This window comes from Variovorax sp. E3, from assembly GCF_016082275.1.
Lineage (GTDB): Bacteria > Pseudomonadota > Gammaproteobacteria > Burkholderiales > Burkholderiaceae_C > Variovorax.
The window spans coordinates 1-1,870 of sequence record NZ_MOWM01000317.1 but is presented as its reverse complement, the minus strand read 5'-3'; the positions used below and the strand labels follow the sequence as shown (position 1 = coordinate 1,870).

The 1,870-nt window shown below is 62.1% G+C and carries 1 protein-coding gene; it reads right to left on the bottom strand.

Annotation, left to right across the window (positions count from 1 at the left end):
• Nucleotides 1–39: 39 nt before the first annotated feature.
• On the bottom strand, nt 40–1,870 hold a 1,831-nt coding region (locus tag BMG07_RS40495), incomplete at its 5' end, for a thiamine pyrophosphate-binding protein (protein ID WP_269759902.1).

Here is a 1,870-nt window from a genome sequence, read left to right as displayed (position 1 = left end):
TTCGGATCCTTCAATGCAAGTGCACTCATTGCAAGGCCCTCACGCTTCTGTCTTGGTGAAGGTGGGCATCACGAACCCGTGGGTTTCCTGCCCCGCAACCGGGCCGGCCTTCCAGGTGTCGTTGAAGTTCTTCGGGTATGGGTACCAGGCAGAACGGTATTGCGGTGTCTCGATCTCGGTCGCAACGCTGATCACCGTCGGCAGGCCGCTGGCGAACGCAGCTTCGAATGCCGCTTTGAAGTCCTCAGCCTTCTCGACACGCACACCGACACAGCCCATGCCTTCGGCCATCTTGACGAAGTCCGGCCCCCAAAGCTCAGTCTCGCCTTTCTTGCGTGTGTCGCAAAGCGATTCGCGACCATAGATCTTGAGCATCGCCTCGCGCTCGATCTGCAGGGACTTGTTGTCGAAGACCACTGCGATCACGGGCAGCTTCTGCTCGACGGCGGTGAGCATGACCGTCGCACGCATGATGAAGGAACCATCACCAAGAAGCGCAACGGCAGGCTTGCCGCCGCTGGCCAAACTGGCACCGATCGCTGCCGAAGCGCTCCAGCCCATGCGGTGCATGAAACTGCTGTGATACACATTGCGCGAAGAGGCGCGCACGAAGGGTGGACCAAAGCTGAGCATGTGGCCCGTGTCGAAGAACACCGACATCTCGGGGCACTTCTCCTCGATGACCTGGCTCACGTCCTCGCAGACGCGCGCATAGTGAAGCGGCGAGATGTTCGAGGCGCGCAGCGGCTTGACCGATTCGTTGAAGGCATCACGCTCCTTGCTCAGTTCCGCCGTCCAGTCCGTGCGCTCCTTGACCCCGGCTGCCTGGGCTGCCTTGGTCAAAGCCTCCAGCGCCAGCCGGGCGTCCGAGTTCAGGGCCACCTCGGTCGGGTAAGCCCGACCCAGTTCGTTCTCGTCGATGTCGACGTGAATCAGCTTGGCGTTGCCTGGAATATCGAACAATGTCCAGCCGCCGGTATCGATGTCTGTGAAGTGGGTGCCAATGCCGATGATCAGGTCCGAACGCCGCGCCATGTGGTTGCCGTGCATGGTTCCCGCCCGGCCGACCACGCCCGCCGATAGGCGGTGCTTCTCCGGGAAGGCCGCCTTGCCAGCCGAAGTGGGAACGACAGGCGTGCCCGTCGCTTCGGCGAAGTCCAGAAGAGCCTGATGCGCCCCGCTGTTGGCAATGCCGCTGCCGAACACCACCAGTGGGCGCTTGGCCTTCTTCAGCAGCTCGATCGCGTCAGCCACGCCTTGCGGATCGGGGCCAGGACGGCGTACACGCATGTAGGGCAGCGGATCGGGCAAGCTGTCTTCGTCGATCAGCGCATGCTGAATGTCGAACGGAATCGCCATGACCACAGGGCCTGGACGCCCTGTCAGCGCCGTCTTGTAGGCGCGCAGGAACATGTCGATGCAGGTATCGGGTCGCGTGGCCATAACTGCCCTCTTGCAGATCGGCCGAATAGCCCCCACGAAGTCCTCGGGACCATCCCGGTACGCTTCCTCGATGCCGCCGCGGTCGAACCAGTGCGTCGCCCCGACCCCGACCAGTACCAGCATACCCACGGACTCGTAGAAGGCGGTGGCCACCGCGGGCATGATGTTCGCGTTACCGGGGCCGACGCTCGTAGTCACGATCGGCAGCGGAGCACCCCGCTTGTAGCGCCAGTATCCGTCTGCCAACTCAATCGCCTGGTCCTCCATGCGTGCGCCAATGCAGTCGATCTTGGTCTCGTAGACCAATGCGTCAAGTAGACCCCAGTTGCCATGCCCGTTCAGGCCAAAGACAACCTCCGTACCCATCTTCTCCAGCAGCCGCGCTATAGCCACCGATACCGTGATTTGTCCCATATCAATCCTCTTT